Source organism: Acidovorax sp. WCS2018Noco2-16, assembly GCF_031843945.1.
GTDB lineage: Bacteria > Pseudomonadota > Gammaproteobacteria > Burkholderiales > Burkholderiaceae_C > Paracidovorax.
Window position 1 is genome coordinate 1101078 of the sequence record NZ_JAVTJJ010000001.1, and the last position, 20998, is coordinate 1122075.

The 20998-nt window shown below is 65.6% G+C and carries 17 protein-coding genes; 10 read left to right on the forward strand and 7 right to left on the reverse strand.

The annotated features are described in order from the left end of the window. Positions 1–5: 5 nt before the first annotated feature. Complete coding sequence (locus RQI28_RS05015) at positions 6–1160, reverse strand: mandelate racemase family protein (protein ID WP_311221455.1); 1155 nt, start codon at positions 1158–1160, stop codon at positions 6–8. A 137-nt stretch (positions 1161–1297) separates the two neighbouring features. Here RQI28_RS05015 and RQI28_RS05020 point away from each other — a divergent pair, with 137 nt between their 5' ends. The 3 genes from RQI28_RS05020 (at position 1298) to RQI28_RS05030 (ending at position 4638) form a co-directional block, all read left to right on the forward strand. Further along, positions 1298–2083, forward strand: a complete 786-nt coding sequence (locus RQI28_RS05020; protein WP_311221456.1) for a FadR/GntR family transcriptional regulator — start codon at positions 1298–1300, stop codon at positions 2081–2083. A gap of 165 nt (positions 2084–2248) precedes the next feature. Beyond that, the gene (locus tag RQI28_RS05025) at positions 2249–3283 is read left to right on the forward strand and encodes a porin (protein ID WP_311221457.1); all 1035 of its coding nucleotides are present in this window, start codon (positions 2249–2251) and stop codon (positions 3281–3283) included. Positions 3284–3603: 320 nt separating this feature from the next. Continuing rightward, the gene (locus RQI28_RS05030) at positions 3604–4638 is read left to right on the forward strand and encodes a porin (RefSeq protein ID WP_311221458.1); all 1035 of its coding nucleotides are present in this window, start codon (positions 3604–3606) and stop codon (positions 4636–4638) included. Between the two features lie 2 nt (positions 4639–4640). On the opposite strand, the gene lgt is transcribed toward RQI28_RS05030, so the two are convergent. Next, on the reverse strand, positions 4641–5465 hold the full coding sequence (lgt, locus tag RQI28_RS05035) for a prolipoprotein diacylglyceryl transferase (RefSeq protein ID WP_311221587.1): 825 nt from the start codon (positions 5463–5465) through the stop codon (positions 4641–4643). A 173-nt stretch (positions 5466–5638) separates the two neighbouring features. Between lgt and RQI28_RS05040 the strand changes: the two genes are divergently transcribed. The 4 genes from RQI28_RS05040 (at position 5639) to RQI28_RS05055 (ending at position 12224) form a co-directional block, all read left to right on the forward strand. Beyond that, positions 5639–6118: a sigma-70 family RNA polymerase sigma factor gene (locus tag RQI28_RS05040; protein WP_311221588.1), complete on the forward strand. Its 480-nt coding sequence runs from the start codon at positions 5639–5641 to the stop codon at positions 6116–6118. 24 nt (positions 6119–6142) lie between these two features. Further along, entirely contained in the window at positions 6143–7123 is a 981-nt protein-coding gene (locus tag RQI28_RS05045; RefSeq protein ID WP_311221459.1) for a FecR domain-containing protein, read from the forward strand. Positions 7124–7388: 265 nt separating this feature from the next. Next, a complete protein-coding gene (locus tag RQI28_RS05050) occupies positions 7389–9938 on the forward strand; it encodes a TonB-dependent siderophore receptor (RefSeq protein ID WP_311221460.1) in 2550 nt (849 codons plus the stop codon). Positions 9939–10007: 69 nt separating this feature from the next. After that, positions 10008–12224 (forward strand): TonB-dependent receptor, encoded by a 2217-nt coding sequence (locus tag RQI28_RS05055; protein ID WP_311221461.1) that lies wholly within the window; start codon positions 10008–10010, stop codon positions 12222–12224. Between the two features lie 80 nt (positions 12225–12304). On the opposite strand, the gene RQI28_RS05060 is transcribed toward RQI28_RS05055, so the two are convergent. Continuing rightward, complete coding sequence (locus tag RQI28_RS05060) at positions 12305–12940, reverse strand: cold shock and DUF1294 domain-containing protein (RefSeq protein ID WP_311221462.1); 636 nt, start codon at positions 12938–12940, stop codon at positions 12305–12307. A gap of 252 nt (positions 12941–13192) precedes the next feature. On the opposite strand from RQI28_RS05060, the gene bfr reads away from it, so the two are divergent. Next, complete coding sequence (gene bfr, locus RQI28_RS05065; RefSeq protein WP_311221463.1) at positions 13193–13672, forward strand: bacterioferritin; 480 nt, start codon at positions 13193–13195, stop codon at positions 13670–13672. Positions 13673–13872: 200 nt separating this feature from the next. Here bfr and ilvD read toward each other — a convergent pair whose 3' ends face one another. Both ilvD and RQI28_RS05075 read right to left on the reverse strand, forming a co-directional pair. Beyond that, the gene (gene ilvD / locus RQI28_RS05070; RefSeq protein ID WP_311221464.1) at positions 13873–15732 is read right to left on the reverse strand and encodes a dihydroxy-acid dehydratase; all 1860 of its coding nucleotides are present in this window, start codon (positions 15730–15732) and stop codon (positions 13873–13875) included. 370 nt (positions 15733–16102) lie between these two features. After that, a complete protein-coding gene (locus RQI28_RS05075; protein WP_311221589.1) occupies positions 16103–16345 on the reverse strand; it encodes a TIGR04438 family Trp-rich protein in 243 nt (80 codons plus the stop codon). 113 nt (positions 16346–16458) lie between these two features. On the opposite strand from RQI28_RS05075, the gene RQI28_RS05080 reads away from it, so the two are divergent. Beyond that, the gene (locus RQI28_RS05080) at positions 16459–16764 is read left to right on the forward strand and encodes a c-type cytochrome (protein ID WP_311221465.1); all 306 of its coding nucleotides are present in this window, start codon (positions 16459–16461) and stop codon (positions 16762–16764) included. An 85-nt stretch (positions 16765–16849) separates the two neighbouring features. On the opposite strand, the gene RQI28_RS05085 is transcribed toward RQI28_RS05080, so the two are convergent. After that, positions 16850–17395, reverse strand: coding sequence for a LapA family protein (locus RQI28_RS05085; RefSeq protein WP_311221466.1), 546 nt, complete (start codon positions 17393–17395; stop codon positions 16850–16852). Positions 17396–17661: 266 nt separating this feature from the next. Beyond that, positions 17662–19680, reverse strand: coding sequence for an acetate--CoA ligase (gene acs, locus RQI28_RS05090; protein ID WP_311221467.1), 2019 nt, complete (start codon positions 19678–19680; stop codon positions 17662–17664). Positions 19681–19895: 215 nt separating this feature from the next. Between acs and RQI28_RS05095 the strand changes: the two genes are divergently transcribed. Then, the gene (locus RQI28_RS05095; RefSeq protein WP_311221468.1) at positions 19896–20504 is read left to right on the forward strand and encodes a TIGR00645 family protein; all 609 of its coding nucleotides are present in this window, start codon (positions 19896–19898) and stop codon (positions 20502–20504) included. Positions 20505–20998: the final 494 nt, after the last annotated feature.

The window sequence follows — 20998 nt, forward strand, 5'->3', positions numbered from 1 at the left end:
ACCGTTCAGTAGCGCGCCACGGCGTGCGCTTCGATGTAGTCGAAGTCGATGTCTTCGCCCAGGCCGGGCTGTTGCGAGAGATGCACGAAGCCGTCGGCATCCATCGGGTCGGGCAGGCTGCGCAGGTAGGCCGGCTTGTCGTCGTATTCCAGGAACGGGTGCAGCAGGCCGCGCTCGTACCAGCGGCAATTGCGGATCGCCGCGCACACCGCCAGGTTGGCCGCTCCGTTGCCGTGCACTTCGCATTCCATGCCGAAAGATTCGGCCAAGTGCGCCACTTTCATGGTCGGCGTGATGCCACCCACGCCCGGCACACCGGCACGCAGAATGTCGCACGCGCCGGCCTGCACCCAGTCGGCACGGCTGTGGTGCTTGCCCGACAGGCTCTCGGGGCCGACGATGGGAATGTCGAGCTGCGAAGACAGCCACGCATACGAGGCCATGCTCTGCTCGTTCATCATCTCTTCAAACCACGCGAACTGCAGTTGTTCCAACGCGCGGCCGATGCGCAGCGCGTCCATGCGGCTGTAGTTGTGGTAGCCGTCGAGCATGAGCGCGATATTCGGCCCCACGGCCTCGCGCACGGCGGCGCAGGCCTTGATGTCCATGCCGGGGTCGGGCGCGAAGGAGACCGGCGGCATCCAGGTGTGGAGCTTGAGCGCCTTGTAGCCACGCGCCACCAGCTTTTCCGCGAATGCAGCGTATTCGTCGGGCGTGGACAAACCGCCCTTCAGTTCGTCGCCGCACATGGTGCTGCCATAGGCCGGCACCTTGTCGCGGTAGCCGCCCAGCAGACGGTACACCGGCTGGCCCAGCGCGCGGCCAGCCAAGTCCCAGAGCGCCTGCTCGATGGCAGCCAGCGCGCGGTCGGTGAATTGACCTGCGCTGCCGCGCTGCCAGTGCTCCAGCGACATCCACAGCTTTTCACGCATGAAAGGGTCGGCACCCACCAGCACCTTGCGGGCGTACGACGCCAACACATAGGGGCGAATCACTTCCGGAGGGGCGAACGCATGCCCCTCGTGCCCGTCATCGGTGGTGATGGTGATCATCGCCATGCGGCCCAGCGTCTCGGGGCCTGGGTGGGAATGCCCCGCGCTGTCTACGCTGCGGTAGGTGGGAAAGGTGAACTCGGTACCGGTAACTCGCTCAATCTTCATAAAGGCCTTCATCAGTCGTCTGACGAATATTGTCGAAGAGCTTTCACTCCAACGAATCGGTAGAAACCCCCGAGGCCATCCCAGACCATTCACCACTGCCGCTCAGCACACACCCATTGCGGGCAATACTCCACACCATGAGCGCAGCATCTTCACCCAACCCTACCCGCGCAGTCAGTCAACCCCAGCGCGTGGTGGATGGCGTTGCACAACGCATTCACAACGGCACCCTGCGCCCCGGCGACCGGGTGCCTACCGAGCCCGAACTGATGCGCGAGTTCGGCGTCAGCCGTACGGTGGTGCGCGAGGCCATGTCCCGCCTACAGGCGAGCGGGCTGGTGTCCACCCGGCAAGGGGTGGGCACCTTCGTGCTGGAACCCACACACTCAAAGCCCCTGCTGACTGCAACAGCCCCCAGCACCCGCATTCGGCAGGTGCTGGCCATGCTCGAATTGCGCATCAGCCTCGAATCCGAGGCAGCCCACCTGGCGGCGCAGCGCCGCAGCGACGCCCACCTGGCAGGCATGCGGGCCGCCCTGGACGCCTTCGACACCCACCGCCGCGCAGGGGCCAGTACCACCGAGGACGACTTCGCCTTCCACGTACAGATTGCAGCCGCCACGGGCAACGAATATTTTGAGGAAGTGCTCCGCAGCCTGGGCAGCGCCACCATTCCCCGCCCTGCGCAACCAACGCGCGCCAGCGCCGAGCCTCCCACCGCAACTGACGCCAACCCGCCGCCTGCACCCACGTTCGGCGCACCATTGGCGTTGCTTGATCACAACAAAGAAGTCACGCAGCGCGAGCACGAAGACATCTACGAAGCCATTCGCAGACAGGACGCCAACGCCGCCCGCGCAGCCATGCTGATGCACCTGATCCACAGCCGAGAGCGCCTGCGCACGGTACGCGGCGGGCTGTAGCGCCTACGCCACCCACCTCGGGTTAGCACGCATTCCAAGCGAACAAAAGCGCTTCACACTCCCGCAAACGTCAGACGACTGATGTTTATTAAGGAGACAAAAGTGCGAGGTAACAGTTTTCAGCGGCGCTCGTTGGCGCTCACCGGTTTGTCATTGGCTGCCTGCATGGGGGCGCTCACTGCGCCAGCGCAGGCGCAGGAAAAGAGCGGCAACAAGCTGGAGTTGTGGGGCATCGTCGACAACTGGGCCGGCATTCAGCGAACCCGTTCCGGCGCTACGCCAGGCACGGTGAACGTGGTGGAAAGCGGGGGGGCACAGGCCAGCCGGTGGGGCGTGCGTGGCACCGAAGACTTGGGTGGCGGCCTCAAGCTGAACTTCGTTCTGGAACAGGGTCTGCTGACCGACACCGGCAGCGTGAGCAACACGTCGGCGTCCAACGCCGGCTTCAACCGCAACAGCTTCCTGCGGCTTTCCGGCGGCTTCGGGGACGTCAAGATTGGCCGCATGCTGACGGCCTACGACGCCATGCGCGGCCCGATGAACCAGCTGTACGACTCGTCCGGCTTTGCATCCACCGGCCAGACCTGGAGCGCGGGCACCACCGCGGGCAATGGCCTGGCGGCGGTGGCCGGCAGCGACTACCTGGCGCGCACCAACAACACGGTGTACTACGGCACGCCGGAGTTTCATGACTTCAGCGGCTCCATCAGCGTGGGTGCAGGCGAGCGCGAGACGACCGACACCGCATCGCCCCGCACGCTGACCACCAACATCAAGTACGACGACGACACGCTGCGCGTGGGCTACTCGTACCAGAAGGAGCACTACACGAGCGGCGACAACCTGTTCCATCTGGTGTCCGGCCGATATGACTTCGGCTCGTTCAGGGTGGTGGGCTCGGTGCAGCGGCAAAAGGAAGAACGCGTGGCGGGCGGGCAGCGGTCCAAGGAATACCAGTTCGGCGTGGACGTGCCCTTCGGCGCCGCCACGGTCGCCCTGGGCATCGCGGGAGCCAAGACCCGCAACGCCGAAGACCGCACCGTGGTCGATGCGACCGGCTACAGCGGCATGCTGACGTACGACCTGTCCAAGCGCACCCGGCTCTACACCGCAGCCCGCCAGCTCAAGGTCAAAAGAGCCGACGGGAGCACGTCCCTGGACGTGCTGCGCTTGGGCGTGGGCATGACCCACCGCTTCTGACCTGAAGCAGCAAGCCTTGCATGACAAACCGCACCATTCGCAACGGGTGGTGCGGAACCCTTCAGAATTCAGTCGCCAAGTCCCCTGAATGGCCAGACCGCACCGCCGCCATCGGCACTCAAAACCACAGATCTGAGCGCAAATCGGCTGCAAGAGGCACAAAAACCTTTCATCAATCTGTCTACAAACCGCCGCGTTAGTCCCGAATTTCACTTGATGGGAAGCCCTGCAAACTTTCGACCGTCGCAAGACCAAGTCAACAAAGGGAGGCAGACACGGGATATTTCGTTGTCAACAGGCGGGTACTGGCATTTGCGGGTGTGTCGGTGGTGACCTGCCTGGGTGCGCAGAGCGTTCAGGCGCAGAACAAGGTAGAGCTATACGGCATCGTGGACAACTGGGTGGGCGTGCAGAACAACCGCTCGGTCACTCCGCCTGGCGCCACGGGGGTGGTGGAAGCCAGCGGCGCCCAGACCAGTCGCTGGGGCGTGCGTGGCTCGGAAGAACTGGGCGGTGGCCTCAAGGCGCAGTTCGTGCTGGAACAGGGACTGCTCACCGACACCGGCATCGTCAACACCACATCGGGATCGAACCAGGGCTTCAACCGCGCCAGCTACGTCCAACTTATGGGTGGCTTCGGTGACGTTCGGCTCGGCCGCATGCTCACTGCCTACGATGCCATGCGCGGCTCAATGAACCAGCTCTACGATGCGCCAGGCTTTGCCTCTACGGGGGCGACCTGGGGCGCAGGCACCACGGCCGCCAATGGCCTGGCGGCCGTCACGGGCAGCGACTATCTATCGCGCACCAACAACACCATTTACTACGGCACGCCGGAGTACCGCAATTTCAGCGGCTCGGTGAGCTTTGCGGCCGGCGAAGACACGACCACGGCCACCGCATCGCCTCGCGTATTGACAACCAACATCACGTACGACGACAAAAAGCTGCGCGCAGGCTATTCGTTCCAGAAAGAGCACTACACGACAGGCGCCAACGTCTATCACCTGATGTCAGGCAAGTACGACTTTGGAAGGTTCAAGATGGTGGGTTCTTTGCAACGCCAGAAGGACGAGCGTGTGGCTGGCGGGCAGACGTCCCGGGAATACCAGTTTGGCGTGGATGTGCCGCTCGGCGCTGCCACCGTTGCCTTCGGCATCGCCGGCGCCAAGACCCGCAACGCGCTGGACACCACCGTGGTGGATGCGGCTGGCTACAGCGCCATGGCGACGTACGATTTGTCCAAGCGCACCCGCCTGTACACGGCAGCGCGCCAGCTCAAGGTCAAGCGGGGCGATGGCAGCACGTCATCGGACATCCTGCGCTGGGGCGTCGGCGTCACCCACCGGTTCTAGATTCAGCGGGCCAGCAAAGGCGCCGGCTGGCGCTGCGCCCAAAACCACATGGCCACGCCGGCCACAATCATCGGCACGCAGAGCCACTGCCCCATGCTCATGCCCAGCGACAGGATGCCCAAAAACGCATCGGGCTCGCGGAAGTATTCGGCGATGAAACGGAACGTGCCGTAACCCACCAGGAATGCGGCCGACACCTCGCCCAGCCGGCGCCCGCGCCGCGCATACAGCCATAGCAGCACGAAGAGCAACAGCCCTTCCATCAAGAACTGATAGATCTGCGACGGGTGGCGCGGCAGCATCGAGCCGCTTTGCGGAAACACCATGCCCCAGGGCAGCGACGGGTCGGCAAAGCGGCCCCACAGCTCGCCGTTGATGAAGTTGCCGATGCGCCCGGCCGCCAGGCCCGTGGGCACGCAGGGCGCGACGAAGTCCGTCACCTGCAGCCAGGGCCGCCGGCGCGACCGCGCGAACCACACCATCGACAAAATCACGCCCAGCATGCCGCCGTGAAAGCTCATGCCGCCCTGCCAGATATAGAAGATCTCCAGCGGGTGTGACAGGTAGTAGTCGGGCTTGTAGAACAGGCAGTAGCCCAGGCGGCCGCCCGCCACCACGCCCATCACGCCCAGAAAAAGAATGTCTTCCACGTCCTTGCGGCTCCAGGCCTGGGCGCCGGTGAGCGACGCGTAAGGCGGGTGCCGCAGGCGGCGCACGCCCAGGAACATGAACAGGCCAAAGGCGGCCAGGTACGTCAGGCCGTACCAGTGAATGGAAAGTGGCCCCAGTTGCAGGGCCACGGGGTCGATGTGCGGGTACATGAGCATGGTGGCCGGTATTGTGCCCGCCGCCAGTGCCTGCCCACATGCCACACCGGCCGGCACGGCATTGCGCCCCAATTGCATGCCCCAGGCGGGCAAAGGCATAATTGATAACGGTTCTCATTCTTTAACAGACTGGCTCCCGCCCCGTCTTTTTCTGTCTTTCCCCCTTGTCTTCCGTGCACACCCTCTACCAGGACCACCACCCCTGGCTGCAAAGCTTTTTGCGCAAGCGCCTGGGCAACCGTGACGACGCGGCCGACCTGGCGCAAGACACCTTCGTGCGGGTGATGCGCTCGGCCGTGCCGCTGGAAGACATCCGCGAGCCGCAGCACTACCTGGCCACCGTCGCGCGTGGCCTGGTGGCCGACCTGTTTCGCCGGCGCACGCTGGAGCAGGCGTATCTCGATTACCTCGCCACCTTGCCGCAAGACCTGGCCCCCTCGCCCGAAGAGCACGCGCAGCTGCAACAGGCCCTGTGGTCGCTGGATCGCGCGTTGCACGGCCTGCCGCCCAAGGTGCGCGCGGCCTTCGTGCTGGCGCAGTGGGACGAGCTGACCTACCCCGAGATCGCCGAGCGCCTGGGCGTGTCGCTGCGCACGGTCAGCAACTACCTGACGCGCGCGATGGAGCACTGCTGCCTGACCCTGGCGAGTTGAGCGGACCGGACGCCCCACACCAGCATGGCCGTTTCGTCTTCCTCCTCTGCCCGCACCGAAGATCCGGCGCGCCAAGCCTTGCGCGAAGCCGCCGCCTGGCACACGCGCCTGCGCGGCCAGGCCGAGCCTGCCGACCACGAAGCATGGCAGCGCTGGCATGCCGCCCACCCCGCGCACCAGCGGGCCTGGCAGCAGGTGCAGGCCGTGGGCGCGCAATTCGCCGCCATTCCGTCCCCGTTGGGGCGCCTGGCGCTGGCTACGCCCGGCGGTGCCGCCGCAGACACGTCGCGCCGCGCGCTGCTGCGCAACACAGGCGCCGCGCTGGGCGTGGGCGCCGCCGCGTGGGTGGGCTGGTCTGCCCTGCCCTGGCGCGCCTGGCAGGCCACGCACAGCACGGCGCTGGGCGAGCGCCGCACGCTGCAGCTGCCCGACGGCTCCAGCCTGTCGCTCGATACCGCCACCGCCGTGGACGTCGCTTTCTCCCATGATCAGCGCCTGTTGCGCCTGCACACGGGCCGCATCCTCGTCGCCACCCAGCCCGACCCGCAGGGCCGCCCGTTTCGCGTGCAGACGCCCGAGGGCGAGGTGCTGGCCCTGGGCACGCGATTTTCTGTGCAGACCGGACACGGCACGACCTGCGTGGCCGTGCAGGACAAGGCCGTGCGCGTGCTGCCCACGCAGGGCGACCCGCGCGACCTGAAGACCGGTGAGCAAACCCGTTTCGAGCCCACCGGCGCCGCGCCGCCCGAGCCTGCCGAGCTGGCCGCCGCCAGTTGGCGCGACGGCGGGTTGATTGCGCTGGACATGCCGCTGGGCCGCCTGGTGCAGGACCTGGCCCGCTACCGGCCCGGCCTGCTGCTGTGCGCGCCCGAAGTCGCCCAGCTGCGCGTGTCCGGCGCCTTTCCGCTGGACGACACCGACCGCGCCCTGGCTGCGCTGGCCGCAGGCTTCGCCGTGCGCGTGCACTACCGCACCCGCTACTGGGTGCGTGTCGAGCCCGCCTAAAAGCGTGCATGCCGTTGGTGAGCCGCAGAGCCGCAGTTGGCCCTTTTTTTAATTTGCTATTACTTTAATAGCTACTAGCGCTTGATGGATAAGGGCTAGAGGCCAAAAACACTTAAACCCCTAGGTGCCAGACGCAAAAAAAGCGGCGTTCGGCTTGCAGGTTTCTCCTTCCTGTTTCGGCTTACCGGTTGAAGCGCTTCGAGTCACTGCGGTTTACGCCGCGGTTTCCACCGCACTCGCAAGCGCCTGTTTGCTCTTCCATTCGATGACACCCCGCCGCCGCCCCATTCGCCGCAGCGCCGCCCCGGCGCGCCGCTGGTTCGTGCGCGTGTCGCGCGCGGGGTTGGTGTGCGCGGCTGCGGCGCTGGCCGGCCTGCCGGCATCAGGGCCAGCCGCGCAACCCAGCGACTCAGCACCGTCCGCATCACAGCAGGGCCAGGCCTTTTCCGTCGCCGCCGGCCCGCTGGCGCAAGTGGTGGCCCAGGTGGCCAGCGCCGCCGGCGTGGCGCTGTCCTTCGACGCTGCGCCGCTCGCCCACCTGCGGTCTCCGGGCCTGCAGGGGCGCTACAGCGTGGAAGCCGGCCTGGCCAAGGTGCTGGAAGGCACCGGCCTGCAGGCCGTGCGCGGCGCGGGCGGGGCCTACACGCTGCGCGCGCTGCCCGAGGCGCGGCAGGGCGAGCCAGCGCCGTCCGCCCGCACGCTGGCCACCGTCACCGTCAGTGCCGCAGCGCCCGCCACCGCGGATGCGGCTACCACCGAGCGGTCGCAGTCGCACGCTGCCAGCACGGTCACGCTGTTCCAGGGCGCGCAGCCGGTGCGCGGCATTCCCCAGCCCGTGTCCGTAGCCACACGCCAGTGGATGGACGACCGCGCGCTGCGCGACCTGCACGACGTGCTGCAGCAGGCGCCTGGCATCGCCGTGGACTACACCGACAGCGAGCGCGTCACCTACTGGTCGCGCGGCCACCAGATCGACACGCTGCAGGTCGACGGCCTGGCGATGCAGCAAAACAGCTCCGCGTCCATCTTCATCCAGCCCGACACCGCCGTGCTCGACCGGGTCGAAATACTGCGCGGCGCTGCCGGCGTGCTGCGCGGCGCGGGCAATCCGTCGGCCACGGTCAACCTGGTGCGCAAGCGGCCGGCGCAGCAGTTCCAGGCATCCGCCGGCCTGTCGCTGGGCTCGTGGGACCGGCGGCGGGTGGAGGCCGATGTGTCCGCCCCACTGAACGCCGCCGGCACCGTGCGCGGGCGGCTCATCGCTGTGAGCGACAGCCAATCGTTTTTTCAGCAGGCACGCGAGCAAGACCGCCAGCTGGTCTACGCCGTGGCCGAAGCAGCGCTCGGCCCGCGCACCACCTTTACCGCCAGCCTGCAGCACACCGCGCTGGACGCGACGGGCGCCTGGGGCGGCCTGCCCGCCGCTGCCGACGGCTCGCCGCTCGGCCTGCCGCGCAGCACCTATCTGGGCACCGACTGGAACCGGTGGGACCGCCACAACCAGCAGGCATTCGCCGAGCTGGCGCACCGGCTGGACAACGGCTGGACCGCACGCCTGAGCGCCGCCCACACGCGCCTGCGCACCGACGGCTTCAAGCAGACCTCGTTTTCCAGCGCCAGCGCGGGCGATCCGTATCTGGTTAACGTCAGCACCTCCATCTACGGCGCTGATGCCAGCACGCAGAACGCGGTGAGCCTGGTGGCCAGCGGCCCCTTCGAAGCCTTCGGCCGGCAGCACGAGTTGACAGTGGGCGCGGACACACAGCGCGTGACAACTGCCGGCACCTCCGGCCACTGGGGCGTGAGCCCGCTGCTGGGCGTGGATCTGCGGCGCGGCTGGAACCCGTACACCAGCTACCCCGAGCCGTTCTACACGCCGGGCAACGGCACCGCCTTCACGGCTGAGTCGTGGCGCACGCAGCAGCACGGCCTCTACGGCACGGCGCGCGTGTCGCTCAGCCCGCGGCTCACGGCCATTGCAGGCGGGCGGCTGAGCTGGTGGAGCCACGACGTTCCGGCCAACACCATCGCCAGCTATCGCATGCGCCACCAGGCCACGCCATATGCCGGGCTGGTCTACGAACTGTCGGACCGGCTGAGCGCCTACGCCAGCTACAGCGAAATCTTTGCGCCCCAGAACCTGCGCGATGCCAGCGGCGCGGTGATCGCACCGGTGCGCGGTGAAGACTTCGAGGCCGGCCTGAAAGCCGACGCCCTGGACGGCCGGCTGAACGCGTCGCTTTCGGTGTTCCGCATCCACACCACGGGCAAGGCCGAGCCCGATGCGGCCGCCACCGCCACCGCATCGTGCGTACCCGTCGGCCCCACCAGCGATTGCTACAGCGCCGGCGGCAAGAACCGCAGCGAAGGCTGGGAGCTGGAAGTGGCCGGCGAGCCCGCGCCCGGCTGGCAGGCGACGGCCAGCTACACCTATACGCGCACCCGCACCCTGCAAAGCAGCGTGGCCGGCAGCGTCGGCCAGCCGCTGCGCAGCGTGGACCCGCGCCACGTGCTGCGCTTGTTCGGCACGCATCGCCTGAACGATGCGCTGCAGGATTGGACGCTGGGCGCCGGCGCACGGCTGCACAGCGACGGCTACAGCACCGTCGGCAATGCCACCGCCCGCCAGGGTGGCTACGCCCTGCTCGACGCCATGGTGCGCTGGCGCCTCGGCCCCGCCACCAGCGTGCAGCTGAACGTCAACAACCTGCTGGACAAGACCTACTTCAGCAAGTTCTCACCCAACTCCACGTACTTCAACAACTACTACGGCGACCCGCGCAACGTGACGCTTTCGCTGCGCGCCGAGTTCTGAGCGCATCGCCGCAGCCGCACTCCGCCTTGTCTCTTTCTTTTCCTTTTTCATTCATCCACCACCCAAGCCATGACCACCATGCACGCATCCTTTTCCAGGTTCTCCCGGGCCCCGGCCCGCTTCACGCCCACCCCGCTCGCGCGCCTGGCCCGCCAGCTGCTGGGCGCCAGCCTGGCCGTCGCCGCGGTGGGCGCTGCGGCACAGACCAGCAGCCGCACGGCGCTGGACGAAGTGGTCGTGTCCGACCAGGGCGAGGCCATCGGCGGCCTGCAGAAGACCTATTCGGGCGGGCAGCTGGCCCGGGGCGGTGACCTGGGCCTGCTCGGCAAGGTCGACCTGATGAACGTACCGTTCAGCACCACCAACTACACGTCGGAGCTGATCGAGAACCAGCAGGCCCAGAGCGTGGCCGACGTGGTGATGAACGACGCCTCGGTGCGCCCGATGGCCTCGCGCGGCGGCTTCGGCGACGATTTCCAGATTCGCGGCTTTACCGTGGGCAATGGCGACCTCGCCATCAACGGCCTGTACGGCCTGGCCCCGTCCACCCGCATTCCGCTCGAATCCATCGAGCGCGTGGAAGTGCTCAAGGGCCCTGGTGCGCTGACCAACGGCGTGGGCCCCAATGGCAGCGTGGGCGGCAGCATCAATGCGGTGTCCAAGCGCGCGGGCGACGTGCCGCTCACGCGCCTGACTACCACCTACATGAGCGAATCCAACTTTGCCACCCACCTGGACGTGGGCCGCCGCTTCGGCCAAGACAACGAATGGGGCGTGCGCGTCAACGGCCTGGTACGTGGCGGCGAAGGCACCATCGACGGCGGCAAGCAGAACCTCAACCTCGGCTCCATCGCACTGGACTACGCTGGCGCGCGCACCCGCTGGTCGCTCGACGCCACGGCCTCGAGCGGAGAGACCGACGACTTCCGCAACCACATCACCCTGCCCTCAACCGGCGGCATCCCTGCCGTGCCCGACACGCGCACGGCCTGGTACCCCGGCACCGAGCTGAAGGACGACTTCAAGCTCGTGACCTCGCGCCTGGAACACGACATCACCGACAGCACCACGGTCTACGGCAGCGTGGGCTGGTCCAAGCTGGACTACAAGCAGGACTTTCCTGGCGGCTCGGGACTGGCCGCCAACGGCAACTTCACCGTGCGCAACGCCTGGTACGACCAGTACACCGACTCCAAGGCGGCCGATGTGGGCCTGCGCACGCGATTTCGTACTGGCGCCGTCAATCACACCGTCGCACTGGGCCTGAACTACATGACGCAGGAGACGGGCTACTTCTACGCCACCTCGGCCACAACCAATTCGTCGAACCTGTACAACCCTGTGCCCGCCCCGGCCATGACGGGCGTGCGCGGCGCTCCGGCCAAGAGCGTGGAAAACAACCAGCACAGCTTCGCCATCGCCGACACCATGGGCTTCTTCAACGACAGCCTGCTGGTCACGCTGGGCGTGCGCCGGCAGACCATGGACTACGAGGGCTTCAGCGTGACGACGGGCGCTTCCAGCAGCCAATACAAGGCCAGCAGCACCACGCCGCTGGCCGGCGTGGTGTTCAAGCCCACCCGGAACACGTCGGTCTACGCCAACTACACGGCAGGCCTCTCGCGCGGCAGCAAGGTGTCTGAGACGGCAACGCCAGCCTACGACAACGCAGGCGAAACCATTCCGCCCTTCAAGTCCAAGCAAGTCGAGGTCGGCGTGAAGGTGGACTGGGGCCGCGTCACCACGCAGGCTGCGGTCTACCAGATCAAGCGGCCCAGCGCCTACTCCGCACCGTCGGCCATTGACCCCAGCCTTCAGCACTACGGCTTCGACGGCGAGCAGCGCAACCGCGGCCTGGAACTGACGGCCTATGGCGAAGTGCAGCGCGGCCTGCGCCTGATGGCCAGCGTCGCCTTCAACGACGCCAAGCTGACCCGCACGCAAGGCGGCGTCAACCAGGGCAAGAAGGTCTCGGGCGTGCCAGAGCGCAACTACAACCTGGGCCTGGACTGGGATACGCCGTGGGTGCAGGGCCTGAGCCTCAATGGCCGCGTCGTCAGTTCGTCGTCCGTGTACCGCAACGCCGACAACACGCTGAGCACGCCCTCCTGGGCACGCCTGGACATCGGCGCGCGCTACGCCACCAAGTTGTCGGGCAAGCCAGTCGTGTTCCGCGCCAACCTGGAAAACGTGAGCGACAAGGGGTACTGGATCACCGGCATCAACGGCTATTCGACCACCGGCCTGCCGCGCACGCTGATGCTGTCAGCGTCGGTGGATTTCTAAGCGGAGCCAAGGCGCACAGCGCGTGCGCCCTCTCGCCCGCAGGCTTTCAACGGCCTGCGGGCGAATCGGCCGCCGGCTCTTCAGCGGCTGAAACTGACCTGATTCAGCACCTGCCCATACGGGCTGGCAAGCCAGACGAAGGCCGCGATATGCACCCAGACCGTCAGCCAGAAGACAGCGCGAAACTCGGCCTTCGATGACTTGTGCCGGAACATTTGCTGAGCGAGCAGAGCCCCGGGCCAGCCACCGGCCAACGCCAGTAGATGCAGCGTGCTCTCAGCCACTCGCCAACGGCCTTGCGATGCAGCCGACTTGTCTGCGCCATAAACCAGAAAAGTGAACGCACTGACTGCCGGGTACACCCACAGCAGCCAGCGGGGCGGATGTCCCATCGCGTATCCCAGTGCCAGCACCACGAGAAATGCAGGAATGGCGAACAGACTGGCCGTTCCCCACTGCGCCGAGCCACTGGGCCGCCTTTTTGGAGCCGCCCTGGGCCTTGCCACCGCTACCACCAGCGCGACATTGAACGCACGTTTCTTGCCCTGCGGCCCGACCTCCACCTGGAACGTGACACGCTGACCGGCCCTGGGCCGCTCTCGCAGCCCATGGAACGCCTTGATGTGGACGAAGATTTCCTGCCCGCCCGCCACGGGCTCGATGAAGCCGAAACCGCGGTCGTCGTTCCACGATTGGATGATTCCATCGAAACGCATGGTGTATGTCGCCTTTCTTTTTCACCCCCTACTTCGGATCCTTCTGGCCCCCAGCAAGCCTTCAGAAGGCGTGTGATTCTCTCCTGCGCGGGTCGTGAAAGATGCAGCGCATGGACTGCCCCAACACGAACGCTTCTGATCCCCGTATGCATGCAGACCGACAAGCCGGGGCAATAGCGTGTTCTGCGCGACAAAGCGGCGCTGGAGCGCGATACTTCCGACCTGGAAAGCACCAAGAAAAGAAAGAACACCATGCAGGGAAACCCACAAGTCGTCGACTATTTCAAGGATCTGCTGCGCGGCGAGTTGGCCGCGCGGGATCAGTATTTTGCGCATTCGCGTCTTTACGAAGACATGGGCCTGATCAAGCTCTACACGCGCCTGAACCACGAAATGGAAGAAGAAACGCAGCATGCCGACGCGCTGCTGCGCCGCATTCTCTTCCTGGGCGGCCGGCCGGACATGCGCCCCAAGGAATTCACGCCGGGCGAGACCGTGCCCGACATGCTCCGCAAGGACCTGGCGACTGAGTACGAAGTGCGCGCCGCCTTGCAAAACGGCATGGCGCTGTGCGAGAGCGTGGGCGACTACGTGAGCCGTGACCTGCTGCTGGTGCAGCTCAAGGACACGGAAGAAGACCACGCCTACTGGCTGGAAAAGCAGATCGGCCTGATCGACAAGATCGGCCTGCCGAACTATCTGCAGTCCCAGATGAGCAGCGATTCAGTATGAAATCGGCCTCTGGCGCTTGATGGACGGGCGCTGACAGCTATCAAAATTGAAGTAATCAGTTGAAGCAGATGAGAAGAGTGGCTCCACGATAGAAAAGTACGCAACGACGTACTTGAGTAAAAAAGCCAGAAAGAAGAAAGCCGCACCTGGCATCAGGTGCGGCTTTTCTTTTGGGAGCATCGCCCCGTAGGGCGGCGGCCTCAGTCTTCCAGCAGAGACAGGTCGCGCACTGCGCCCTTGTCGGCCGACATCACCAGCTTGGCATAGGCCTTCAGCGCAGCGGACACCTTGCGTGGGCGGGGCTGGGCGGGCTTCCAGCCCTTGGCGTCTTGCTCGGCGCGGCGGCGGGCGAGTTCCTCGTCGCTGACCAGCACGTTGATGGTGCGGTTGGGAATGTCGATGCGGATGCGGTCGCCGTTCTGCACCAGGCCGATAGCGCCGCCCGCTGCGGCTTCGGGCGAGCAGTGGCCGATCGACAGGCCCGACGTGCCGCCGGAGAAGCGCCCGTCGGTCAGCAGCGCGCAAGCCTTGCCCAGGCCCTTGGACTTGATGTAGCTGGTGGGATAGAGCATTTCCTGCATGCCAGGGCCGCCCTTGGGGCCTTCGTAGCGCACCACGACAATGTCGCCCGCCTTGACCTTGTCGGCCAGGATGTTCTCCACGGCCTCGTCCTGCGATTCGGTGACGTGCGCTGTGCCTTCGAAGACGTGAATGGATTCATCCACGCCCGCCGACTTGACCACGCAGCCGTCGAGCGCGATGTTGCCGGTCAGCACGGCCAGGCCGCCTTCTTTGCTGAACGCGTGGTCGTACGAGCGGATGCAGCCTTCGGCCCGGTCCAGGTCCAGGCTGGGCCAGCGGGTGTTCTGGCTAAAGGCGACCTGCGTGGGGATTCCGGCCGGTCCGGCCATGTAGAAGGTGCGCACGGCTTCGTCCTGCGTGCGCACGATGTCCCAATGGTCGAGCGCGTCGCCCAGAGTCTTGGCATGCACGGTGGGCGCGTCTGTGTGCAGCTTGCCGGCGCGGTCGAGCTCGCCCAGGATGGCCATGATGCCGCCAGCGCGGTGCACGTCTTCGATGTGGTACTTGGGCGTGTTGGGCGCAACCTTGCACAGCTGCGGCACGGTGCGAGAAAGCCGGTCGATGTCGGCCATGGTGAAGTCGATCTCGGCCTCGCGGGCGATGGCCAGCAAGTGCAGGATGGTGTTGGTGGAGCCGCCCATGGCGATGTCCAGCGTCATGGCGTTCTCGAACGCGTTGAAGCCCACCGAGCGCGGCAAAACACGCTCATTGTCTTGTTCGTAATATTCCTTGGCCAGCGACACGATGCGGTGGCCGGCGCGCTTGAAGAGCTGTTCGCGGTCGGCATGCGTGGCCACCACGGTGCCGTTGCCGGGCAGCGACAGGCCCAGCGCTTCGGTCAGGCAGTTCATCGAATTGGCAGTGAACATGCCCGAGCACGAACCGCAGGTGGGGCAGGCCGAACGCTCCACCTCGGCCACGTCGGCGTCCGAATAGCGGTCGTCGGCGGCGATGACCATGGCGTCGACCAGGTCGAGCTTCTTGAATTCGATGACCTTGGTGTCCGGATTGGCCAGCTTGGTCTTGCCCGCTTCCATCGGGCCGCCCGACACGAAAATCACCGGAATGTTCAGGCGCATGGCGGCCATCAGCATGCCGGGCGTGATCTTGTCGCAGTTGCTGATGCAGACCATCGCGTCAGCGCAATGCGCATTCACCATGTACTCGACCGAGTCGGCAATGATGTCGCGGCTGGGCAGCGAATACAGCATGCCGTCGTGGCCCATGGCAATGCCGTCGTCCACGGCGATGGTGTTGAACTCTTTGGCGACGCCGCCGGCAGCCTCGATCTCACGCGCGACGAGCTGGCCCAGGTCCTTCAAATGCACATGGCCGGGCACGAACTGGGTGAAGGAGTTGACCACCGCGATGATCGGCTTGCTGAAGTCGTCGTCCTTCATGCCGGTGGCACGCCAAAGTGAGCGGGCACCGGCCATGTTGCGGCCGTGGGTGGAGGTCTTGGAACGGTATACGGGCATCGTGGTGGGCTCGGAAAAAATCGCGTGGAATGAAGAAGTGGGCCGTGAATGGTGGCCGCCGCGCGCCCGTGCGAACAACCTCTTGAGCCGCGCCCTGGGCAGACAGGAAAGACGTGAATTATCTACGAGCCCCCGGTGGCGCGGGTAGCAGGGGGCGGCATCTCCACGACTGGGGCAGTGTCGATGGGCGCCGGACAGCCTCGGGTTGGATGGCAGGCAACGCGTCGATTCCGCACAAAAACGGCTATAGCGCCCTAATCACAAGCGCTTATAGCTATTATTTTAATAGCAAAACCTGAATGCTGCGGATGCGGGATACGCCAGCCGGGCAGCCTGCTGCGCTCTGCAAGGCGGCGGCAGACCCAGGTGTTCAGCGCGGATCGCGCGGGCGAATGCCCAATGCCTCTTTCTGCCGGTTGAGCCGGGTCTGCTTGCGCAGGTCCATCTTTTCCATAGCTTTACGTGCCGACCGGCCCGAGAAATCAGACCAGGTCCACCACACGACCGCCACGGCAAAAGGGGCTAGCACCCACCACCACGACCAGGCGGCGACAGGGCCGATCTCCAGGCTTTTCAGCAGAACCAGCAACAGACCCAAACCCAAGGCGTACATGGACAATCCCCCGTGTTCAGCAGGCGAGGCGGGCACATGCCCGTCAACCGCGACCACTACAATTTCATTGAGATCAATATAAACCACAGACCTACCTTGCAGGACACCACCCGATGAAGCGCACTCTGATCACTTTGGCACTGGCCCTGTCGGCCGCTGCGCCTGCCATGGCAGACCAGGCGCTGGCCACCTCCAAGAACTGCATGGCCTGCCACGCAGCGGACAAGAAGCTGGTGGGCCCGTCCTTCAAGGACGTGGCCGCCAAGTACGCCGGCCAGGCCGGCGCGGCGGACAAGCTGGCCGTCAAGATCATCAAGGGCGGCTCCGGCGTGTGGGGCCCCGTGCCCATGCCGGCCAATGCGCAGGTCAACGAAGCGGACGCGAAGAAGCTGGCTGGCTGGATTCTTTCGCTGAAGTAATCAGCCCAGCACAGGGGCCCACAACGAAAAAGCCACCAGGCGCTGCATGCACCTGGCGGCTTTTTCAATGCCTGAACAAATCAGGTCAGATACGCAGTTCCGGATCGGCGCGCAGCGTGGGGTCGGTGGAATACACCGGCACCGCAGGCGCCACGGGTGCCACGCCTGCTGTGCTCGCCGTGCCTCGATGGCGCAACTGGTCTTCCAGTTGACCGACGTAGGCGGCGGTGGAGTTGTCGGACTCCTGCACGCGGGCCGACAGGCGCGACTCCAGCACGTCGATGCGCGCCAGCAAAGCGTCTTGCCCCGAGCGGTAATGGCCGTCCAGATAGGTGCGCAGTTCGGTGAAGCGCGAGGCCTCGGCCTTGTCGGCCAGGTCGCGCTGGGTGGTCATTTCCTTGTTGTGGCGGCGCGTTTCAAGCAGCACCGCGCCTTGCAGCCACAGCACATAGGCCAGAAAGAACACGCCCAGCAAAATGGTCAGCGCCAGCATGACGAGGCCCAGGGGCGCCTGGATGGATGTGATGCCCAGCGAAATCAGCGTGGGCGTTGCCAGCGTGGTCCAGTTCAGCGCGGCCAACGCGCCGATGGCCACCACGATGAGGACGAGGATGATGCTTCGGAAATTCATGGTTTGGGCTCCCATTGGTCAAATGCGGGGATACGCCCCAGGCACCTGAAACCAGGCACCAACGGCGTGCAGTGCGCAGGTTGTAACCCAGCCCGGACGCCCGCCGCGGTCTGCCCGGGGCGTTCCCGATGCCGTCCTACAGGGGTGGGCGTGCCGCCATGAAGAAAGCCGCCCGAAGGCGGCTTGGAGGTTGTGGGGTGGTGGCCGGTTCTGCCGTCACCCCGCGAAGCGCTCCGCGCTGGGCCGCCTTGCGGCCGCCCTCTGGATCAATTGGCTTCCGACAATTGATCCAGAATCGCGGGGTTTTCCAACGTACTCGTGTCCTGCGTGATCGCCTCGCCTTTGGCGATGGAGCGCAGCAGCCGTCGCATGATCTTGCCGCTGCGGGTTTTGGGCAGGTTGTCGCCGAAGCGGATGTCTTTCGGCTTGGCGATGGGGCCGATTTCCTTGGCGACCCAGTCGCGCAGTTCCTTGGCGATGGCCTTGGCTTCGTCGCCCGTGGGGCGCGAGCGCTTGAGTACCACGAAGGCACAGATGGCCTCGCCGGTCACGTCGTCGGGGCGCCCCACCACGGCGGCTTCGGCCACCAGATCGGTCTTGGAGACGAGTGCCGATTCGATCTCCATCGTGCCCATGCGGTGGCCCGATACGTTCAGCACGTCGTCGATGCGGCCGGTGATGCGGAAGTAGCCCCGGTCCGCACTGCGCACGGCGCCGTCACCCGCCAGGTAGTAGCCCTTGAGCTCGTCCGGGAAGTAGGCCTTCTTGAAGCGCTCCGGGTCGTTCCAGATGGTGCGGATCATGCTGGGCCAGGAGCGCTTGATGACCAGAATGCCGCCGGTGCCGTTCGGAATGTCGTTGCCCACTTCGTCCACGATGGCGGTGGTGATGCCCGGCAGCGGCAGCGTGCAGGAGCCTGGCACCAGCGGCGTGGCGCCCGGCAGCGGCGTGATGACGTGGCCGCCGGTTTCGGTCTGCCAGAAGGTGTCGACGATGGGGCAACGCTCGCCGCCCACATTGCGGTAGTACCACATCCACGCCTCGGGGTTGATGGGCTCGCCGACGCTGCCCAGCAGGCGCAGACTAGACAGGTCGGACCGTGCGGGGTGCACCGCAGCGTCGCCCTCGGCGGCCTTGATGAGCGAGCGGATGGCCGTGGGCGCGGTGTAGAAGATGGACACCTTGTGGCGCTCGATCATCTGCCAGAAGCGGCCCGCGTTCGGGAACGTCGGAATGCCTTCAAAGATGATCTGCGTTGCGCCCGCCGCCAGCGGGCCATAAGCGACGTAGGTGTGGCCGGTGATCCAGCCGATGTCGGCCGTGCACCAGAACACGTCTTCGGGCTTCAGGTCGAACGTCCAGTCCATGGTGAGCTTGGCCCACAGCAGGTAGCCGCCGGTGGCGTGCTGCACGCCCTTGGGCTTGCCGGTGGAGCCGCTGGTGTAGAGGATGAACAGCGGGTGCTCCGCGCCCACGGGAACGGGCGGACAGTCGGCAGACTGGCCGGCCAGCGCCTCGCCAAAGGTCTTGTCGCGGCCCGCCACCATGGCGCAGGCGGTGGCCGTGCGCTCGAAGACGAGGATGGTGCGGATGGTGTCGCAGCCGCCCAGCGCCAGGCCCTCGTCCACGATGGCCTTCAGGGGCAGTTCTTTGCCGCCCCGCAGCTGGTAGTTGGACGTGATGACGGCCACCGCACCCGCATCGATGATGCGTTCTTGCAGCGCCTTGGCCGAAAAGCCACCGAACACCACGCTGTGCGTGGCGCCGATGCGCGCGCAGGCCTGCATCGCCACCACGCCTTCGATGGTCATGGGCATGTAAATGAGCACGCGGTCGCCCTTTTTCACGCCTTCGGCCTTGAGCGCGTTGGCGAAGCGGCCCACGCGATCGAGCAACTCCTTGTAGGTGACTTTGGTGACGGCACCGTCGTCGGCCTCGAAGATGATGGCGGTCTTGCCTTCGGTGGGCGTGCCGATGTGGCGGTCCAGGCAATTGGCGCTGGCGTTGAGTTCGCCATCGGCGAACCATTCGAAGAACGGCGCCTTCGATTCGTCGAGCGTGCGCGTGAAGGGGCGGGTCCATTGCACGTTCTCGCGCGCCAGGCGGGCCCAGAAGCCTTCGAAGTCGCTCTCTGCCTCGGCGCACAGCGCGTCGTAGCCGGCCATGCCGGACACGCGGGCGGCGCGGGCAAACGCGTCGGGTGGCGGGAACACCCGATTTTCTACCAGCACGGATTCGATGGTGGAGGTGGACGTAGGGGTGGACGTCAAGGCGGGGGCGTTCATGGTGTGTTTGTCTCCTGGAATCGGTTTTCAATAGCAAGCAGGGAATCTGGGCCGTACTGTCGAGGGCGCCACTTACAGGCCACTGACGGAGCCCAAGCTTACCGACAACGGTGGCGGGCCGCCGGCACGGGGCCAGGCACGGACAAAGGCTTCAGGGGGCACGCCCTAGAATGCCGTCCGTCCCACCTCACCCCCACATTTTTTCACCACGCGCCATGGCTTCTCCTCTTCCCACCGACCCTGTTCGCCCGATACCGCTGCGTCCACTGCCCGCCATGATTTTCGCCAGCCGCTGGCTGCAGCTGCCGCTGTACCTGGGGCTGATCGCCGCCCAGGCGGTGTACGTCTGGCACTTCCTGGTCGAGCTGTGGCACCTGATCGAAGCCGTCTTCGGCAACCAGGCTGCGCTGCAGTCGCTGGTCACCAGCATCGGCTACAAGCCGGGCTTTGAAGTCACCGCGCTCAACGAGACGGTGATCATGCTGGTGGTGCTGGCGCTGATCGACGTGGTGATGATCTCCAACCTGCTCATCATGGTGATCGTGGGGGGCTACGAAACCTTCGTCAGCCGCCTGGGGCTTGCCAGCCACCCCGACCAGCCCGAATGGCTGGGCCACGTGAACGCGTCGGTGCTGAAAGTGAAGCTGGGCCTGTCGATCATCGGCATCAGCTCCATCCACCTGCTCAAGACCTTCATCAACGCCGCCAACTACGACGTGAAGGTATTGATGTGGCAGACCATCATCCACGTGGTGTTTCTGCTGTCGGCCATTGCGATCGCCTACACCGACAAACTCTTGAACGCGTCGCACCACCCGCGTTGACCCTCTCGGCGGGCAACGGGCTCAATTTCAAGCCTTTTTGCCCTCTAGCGCTTATGCATCAAGCGTTAGCAGCTATCTATATGATAGCAATTATGGGTATAACTGTCCGTGCGCGTACGGGAATAACACAGGTCGCAAAAACCTGTGTTTTGACATAAAAACACTGAATTCATATACTTCGGCGGTGTTTTACAACCTGCCACGCAGGTAATCGATTCGCCCCCCCTTCAGAACCGGGCGAATCCCCCGCCAGCCTGCTGCCGTATCTTTCGCCTCGATCCCGCCGTGCGATCAGGCCACGACGGCATTGACTGGCACCACGGCCGACGCCCCTCGGCCCTGATGCTCCCGCGCCCTGCCCCGCCCATTGCGGTGGCCTGGCGCTTTTGCGGAACGCGCAAGTTCTCTCACCAGACTTCTTGCTGCCCGCACAAGGCCCTTGCGCACCATTCAGCGTGCCATTCGGGCCGACCGGTCACCTTGTCGTGACCACC